The organism is Mycobacterium sp. E2327, from assembly GCF_001672675.1.
Taxonomy (GTDB): Bacteria; Actinomycetota; Actinomycetes; order Mycobacteriales; family Mycobacteriaceae; genus Mycobacterium.
This window is the reverse complement of sequence record NZ_LZKE01000211.1, coordinates 1-5,497: the sequence shown is the minus strand read 5'-3', so window position 1 is coordinate 5,497 and position 5,497 is coordinate 1. Positions and strand designations below refer to the sequence as shown.

The window sequence follows — 5,497 nt, the reverse complement described above, 5'->3', positions numbered from 1 at the left end:
GCCTCCGACGAGGCGCGCTACATCACCGGCACCCAGATCGTGATCGACGCCGGTCTGCTCGCGAAAGTCTAGGAGCCGGCGCTGCCGTTAATCGGCGGGACCGCGTCATTGACAAGGGCACGTATGCCGGGTTATGACGCAATTTCGTCCGCTGATCGGGATCAGCGGCGAGTCGGTGCCTGGACTGCGGTAAACCATTCAATAAGCCCACACACGTTAGGACGATGAAATGAGCGAGCGGGTACTTGACCGAGTCGTAGAAATGGCCGACCAATTGCGCGAGCAGGCACCCATGGCCGAGCAGATCGGCCGGCTTACCGATGAGACGGTCAAGAACATGAAGGCGGCCGGTTTGATCCGGTTGCTGCAAACCAAGAAGTACCAGGGTTTCGAGGCCCACCCCCGCGAGTTCGCCGAGACGGTCATGGCCACCGCCGCACTGGATCCCGCCGCCGGTTGGATCGTCGGCGTAGTGGGCGTGCACCCCTACCAGCTGGCCTACGCCGACCCGAAGGTGCCCGCCGAGGTGTGGGCCGACGACGTCGACACCTGGATGGCCTCCCCCTACGCGCCGCAGGGCGTGGCCAAGCCCGTCGACGGCGGCTACATCTTCAACGGGCGCTGGCAGTTCAGCTCGGGCACCGACCACTGCGACTGGATCATCCTGGGCGCGATGCTCGGCAACGAGCAGGGCATACCGTTGATGCCGCCGCAGATGTTGCACATGATCCTGCCCCGCAAGGACTACGAGATCGTCGAGGACTCGTGGAATGTGGTGGGGCTGCGCGGGACCGGCTCCAAGGACGTCATCGTCAAGGACGCGTTCGTTCCTACCTACCGCACCATGGACGCGACGAAGGTGATGGACGGAACGGCCCAGCGTGAGGCCGGGATGACCGAGCCGCTGTACCTGATGCCGTGGTCGACGATGTTCCCGCTGGGCATTTCCGCGGCGACCATCGGGATCGCCGAGGGCGCGCTGGCCGCGCACCTGGACTACCAGCGGGAGCGCGTCGGGGCCACCGGAACCGCGATCAAGGACGACCCCTACGTCATGCACGCCATCGGCGAGGCCGCGGCCGACATCAATGCCGCCCGCCAGGAGCTGCTGACCAACGCCGACCGCATCTACGACATGGTCGCCGCCGGCAAGGAGGTGTCGTTCGCGGACCGCGCGGCCGGTCGCCGGACCCAGGTGCGTGCGGTGTGGCGCGCGGTGGCGGCGGTCGACGAAATCTTCGCCCGCTCCGGTGGAAACGCCGCAAGGATGGACAAGCCGCTGCAACGGTATTGGCGCGACGTGCACGTGGGCCACCTGCATGCCATCCACGTCCCGGGCACCACGTATCACGCGTCGGCGCTGAGTTCGCTGGGCATCGATCCGCCGGAAGGCCCGCTGCGGGCGTTGATTTAGGAGTAGCAGTGAGTGACTTGAAAAGCCTTGGCTACATCAGCATTTCGACCAACGACGTCGATCGCTGGCGGCATTTCGCCTTCGACGTCCTGGGTTTCGCCGAGGGTAAGGGATCCGACCCCTCGGCGCTGTACCTGCGGATGGACGAACGGGCCGCCCGGATCGCGGTCGTGCCGGGCGAAACGGAGCGGGTGCTCACCATCGGCTGGGAGGTGCGCGATCGTGCGGCGCTGCAACGGGTCAAGGCCACCCTCGACGGCGCTGGCGTCGCGTTCAAGCAGCTCTCCGTCGACGAGGCCGAGGAGCGCCGGGTCGAAGAGGTGATCGCGTTCGAGGATCCCGCCGGCCACACGCTGGAGGTTTTCCACGGCCCGGTGCTCGACCACAGCCCGGTGATCACGCCCTTCGGCGCGAAGTTCGTCACCGGGGATCAGGGCCTCGGCCATGTCGTGCTGCCCGCGATGGACCCCAACGCGCTGTTCGACTTCTACACCGAGGTACTGGGTTTCCGCTCGCGCGGCGCGTTCCGGGTGCCGTTGCCGAAAGAGTTCGGTCCGGTGCGGGTGCGCTTCCTCGGCATCAACGAGCGCCATCACAGCCTGGCGATCGTCCCGGCCGCGCACCTGCGCGACCCCCGCGTCGTCCACATCATGGTGGAGGTCGACACCCTCGACGCGGTGGGCCAGGCGCTGGACCGGGTCAATGCCGAGGGTTTCCAGTTGTCCTCCACGCTCGGCCGCCACACCAACGACAAGATGATCTCCTTCTACGTCCGGGCGCCCGGCGACTGGGACATCGAGTTCGGCACCGACGGCATGCGCGTCGACGAAACCTATTACACCGCAGAGGAAATCACCGCGGACAGCTACTGGGGGCACCAGTGGATCGGCGAGATGCCCGCGGCGATGCGGCTATGACGCCCGACGCGGACGTCACACCCGTCCCGGCGTCGTCGATCTCCTCCTGGGATCAGGAGGCCGACGTCGTCATCGCCGGCTACGGGGTCGCGGGCGCCGCCGCGGCGGTCGAGGCGGCCCGGTCCGGCGCCGACGTGCTGGTCTTGGAGCGCACGGGGTCGTGGGGCGGCGCCGCGGCGATGGCCGGCGGATTCATCTACCTCGGCGGCGGCACCGCGCTGCAAAAGGCTTGCGGCTTCACCGATTCCGTCGACAACATGGCCGCCTTCCTCAACGTGGCGATGGGCCCCGGCGCCGACGAGAACCGGATCGCCGATTACTGCGCGGGCAGCATCGCGCACTTCGACTGGCTCGTCGGCTGCGGGGTGCCGTTCAAAGCGGAGTTTTTCTCCGAGCCCGGCTGGGAGCCGATGGGCGACCAGGGCCTCATGTACAGCGGCGGCGAAAACGCATACCCGTTCAACACCATCGCCTCCCCCGCCCCGCGCGGGCACGTCCCGCAGATGCAGAACAAGAAGCAGGGCGAAGCCAGCGCGGGCTACATGCTGATGAAGCCCCTCGTCGAGACGGCCACGGCGGCCGGCGCGCGGGCGCTCTACGACGTCCGCGTGCAAAGCCTGATCGTCGAATCCGACGGCAGGGTCGTCGGCCTCCGCGCCCGCCAATACGGCGCCGAGATGACGGTTCGGGCCCGCCGCGGGGTGGTGCTGGCGACGGGCAGCTTCGCGTACAACGACGCGATGGTGGCGCGGTACGCGCCGCGGATCGCCGGACGGCCGGCCGCCTCGATCGAGCAGCACGACGGCCAGGCGATCCGGATGGCGCAGGCGCTGGGCGCCGATCTGGCCCACATGGACGCCACCGAGGTCGCGATCTTCATCGACCCCCAGCAACTGGTGCGCGGCATCCTGGTCAACGGCCGCGGCCAGCGCTACGTCCCCGAGGACACCTACCCGGGCCGGGTGGGGCAGCTGACGCTGTACCAGCAGGACAACGTCGCGTACCTGATCATCGACGACGACGCGCAGCAGGAGGCGATGGCCTCGTGGTCGCCCAAGTTCATGCTGCGCCAGCCGACCTGGGTCGCCGACACCGTGGCCGACCTGGAACGCGACATGGGCCTGGCCCCCGGATCGCTGCAGGCGACGGTGGCCGCCTACAACGCGGGCGCGGCGCGCGGCGAGGATCCGCTCCTGCACAAGAAGCCCGAGTGGCTCAGGCCGATCGGTTCCCCCGTCGGGGCAATCGACCTAAGGGAGAACACCGGAGGCTTCACGCTGGGCGGGTTGGCGACGACCTTGGAGGCCGAGGTGCTGCACGTCAGCGGCGAGCCCATCCCGGGACTCTTCGCCGCCGGTAGGTCGACCGCGGGACTGGCTGCGTGGGGTTACGCCAGCGGCATCTCGCTGGGCGACGGCAGCTTCTACGGCCGCCGCGCGGGCCGGTCGGCCGCCAAGGGCTGAGCCTTTTCGACCCATGGACAGCGATCGACTGCGAATTCTGCTCGATGAACGTGACATCGAACGAGCGTTGAAGCAGTTCGCCCGCGCGATGGACGATCGCGACTGGGCGGCGATGGCCGAAATCTTGGCCGACGACGCCGAGGGCGACTTCGGGACCGGCCGCCTGCGCGGAAGCGCCGCGATCATCGAGCTGATCCGCGGCTTCCTCGACAATTGCGGTCCGACGCAACACCTTCTCGCCAACGTGGTCATCGACGTCGACGGCGACACCGCGATCACTCGTGCCTACGTCCACGATGTTCACCTGAGCTCGGACGCAAACCCCGCGACGAGGTTTTACACGCTCGGCGACTATAGGGACACGTGGCAACGGCGCGCGGATGGATCGTGGGCATTGCGGGAGCGGGTGAAGAGCAATCGCGCCCACGTCGGCTCGCTCGACGTCTTTCGCGGTTAAAGGCGCCAACGGCATCCAGTCGAACGGGTGGCGCCTCGGCGCGGTCACGACACCCGCGAAAAAACCGCGCCAAATTCCGCCGGCCCGTTCGCGGCCGCGTGCGTGACAGCGGCCACATTCGTGTGCTAGAACTATATGACTATTAGTAATATACCTGCCAGATACATGGAGGACCGATGACTTCAGCCGTCAAGAGTGTCGAGACCCCGACGGCCGTCATCGACCGCATCTCACTGGTCCTCGACGCGTTCGACGGACCGGGCCGGCTGACGCTGGCGCAGATCGTGCGCCGCACCGGCCTGCCGCGGTCGTCGGCACACCGCATGCTCGAGCGTCTCGTGCAGCTGCGGTGGCTTCGCCGCAGCGGCCGCGACTACGAGCTGGGCATGCGCCTGGTGGAGCTGGGGTCGCTGGCCGTGCACCAGGATCGCCTGGTGCGGGCGGCCGGCCCCTTGCTCGCCGAATTGCACCGCGCCACAGGGCTTGTCGTACACCTGGCGGTCCTGGATGGCGCGGACGTCGTCTACCTGGACAAGATCGGCGATCAGCGGATCCCCACTCGTGTGGGCGGTCGCCAGCCCGCGCACTGTACCGCCGTCGGGAAGGCGATCCTCGCCTACCGTAACGACGATGCCGAGCTCGATCTGCGGGTACGCAAGACGAAATACTCGATCTCGAGCGGCGCGCAGCTCGCCGTCGAGCTGGCCAAGGTGCGCGCCCACGGAGTCGCCTTCGAACGGGAGGAGTCGCTGCTCGGATTCGGTTGCGTGGCAGCCCCGATCGGCGGGGGCCCCGGTGAGGGCCAAGGAGTCGTAGCCGCCGTCTCGGTGTGTGGTCCGATGAACCGCATGATGTTCGACCAGCGACTGGCCGCCCCTGTGCGCATGACGGCAATGGGCATCTGGCGGAACGTCGAGGACGGCCCCCAGCGCGTCGCGCCGACGCTGCAGCCGCTGAGGCCGTTGCGCCCGGTTCGTCCGGCGCTCCAATACGCGTGACGCTCGATCCGCAGATCGCGCCGCTGATCGAAATGCTTGACGCCGGCTTCCCGCCGGTGCACACCATGACTGGTGCGGAGGCCCGGGCGCTGATCCGATCCAGGTTCGTGCCGCCCGCCAAGCCACAGCCCGTCGCCGAGGTTCGCGACTGCACGATCGACGGACCCGGCGGCGACATTCCGGTCCGCGTCTACCGGCCGGACAGCCAGGACACCACCCTGCCGATTCTCGTGTACGCCCACGGCGGG

Annotated in this window: 5 protein-coding genes and 1 pseudogene; all 6 read left to right on the top strand. The window is 68.1% G+C overall.

Annotation, left to right across the window (positions count from 1 at the left end; all coding sequences use genetic code 11):
* Nucleotides 1-229: 229 nt before the first annotated feature.
* Complete coding sequence (locus tag A5712_RS23960) at nucleotides 230-1,414, top strand: acyl-CoA dehydrogenase family protein (protein WP_068110862.1); 1,185 nt, start codon at nucleotides 230-232, stop codon at nucleotides 1,412-1,414.
* An 8-nt stretch (nucleotides 1,415-1,422) separates the two neighbouring features.
* Entirely contained in the window at nucleotides 1,423-2,331 is a 909-nt protein-coding gene (gene bphC, locus A5712_RS23955) for a biphenyl-2,3-diol 1,2-dioxygenase (RefSeq protein ID WP_068110859.1), read from the top strand.
* Nucleotides 2,328-3,794: an FAD-dependent oxidoreductase gene (locus A5712_RS23950; protein WP_068110855.1), complete on the top strand. Its 1,467-nt coding sequence runs from the start codon at nucleotides 2,328-2,330 to the stop codon at nucleotides 3,792-3,794. The genes bphC and A5712_RS23950 overlap by 4 nt, the downstream gene beginning before the upstream one ends.
* A gap of 13 nt (nucleotides 3,795-3,807) precedes the next feature.
* On the top strand, nucleotides 3,808-4,251 hold the full coding sequence (locus A5712_RS23945; protein ID WP_068110853.1) for a nuclear transport factor 2 family protein: 444 nt from the start codon (nucleotides 3,808-3,810) through the stop codon (nucleotides 4,249-4,251).
* A 176-nt stretch (nucleotides 4,252-4,427) separates the two neighbouring features.
* Nucleotides 4,428-5,249, top strand: coding sequence for an IclR family transcriptional regulator (locus A5712_RS23940; RefSeq protein ID WP_068110851.1), 822 nt, complete (start codon nucleotides 4,428-4,430; stop codon nucleotides 5,247-5,249).
* A pseudogene (locus A5712_RS23935) lies at nucleotides 5,246-5,497 on the top strand (alpha/beta hydrolase); the annotation flags it as partial. The gene A5712_RS23940 and the pseudogene A5712_RS23935, both read left to right, overlap by 4 nt.

Coding starts and splice junctions, on each gene's coding strand:
- A5712_RS23950 (WP_068110855.1), top strand. CDS start 2,328: ATGACGCCCGACGCGGACGTCACACCCGTCCCGGCGTCGTCGATCTCC.
- A5712_RS23940 (WP_068110851.1), top strand. CDS start 4,428: ATGACTTCAGCCGTCAAGAGTGTCGAGACCCCGACGGCCGTCATCGAC.
- A5712_RS23960 (WP_068110862.1), top strand. CDS start 230: ATGAGCGAGCGGGTACTTGACCGAGTCGTAGAAATGGCCGACCAATTG.
- A5712_RS23945 (WP_068110853.1), top strand. CDS start 3,808: ATGGACAGCGATCGACTGCGAATTCTGCTCGATGAACGTGACATCGAA.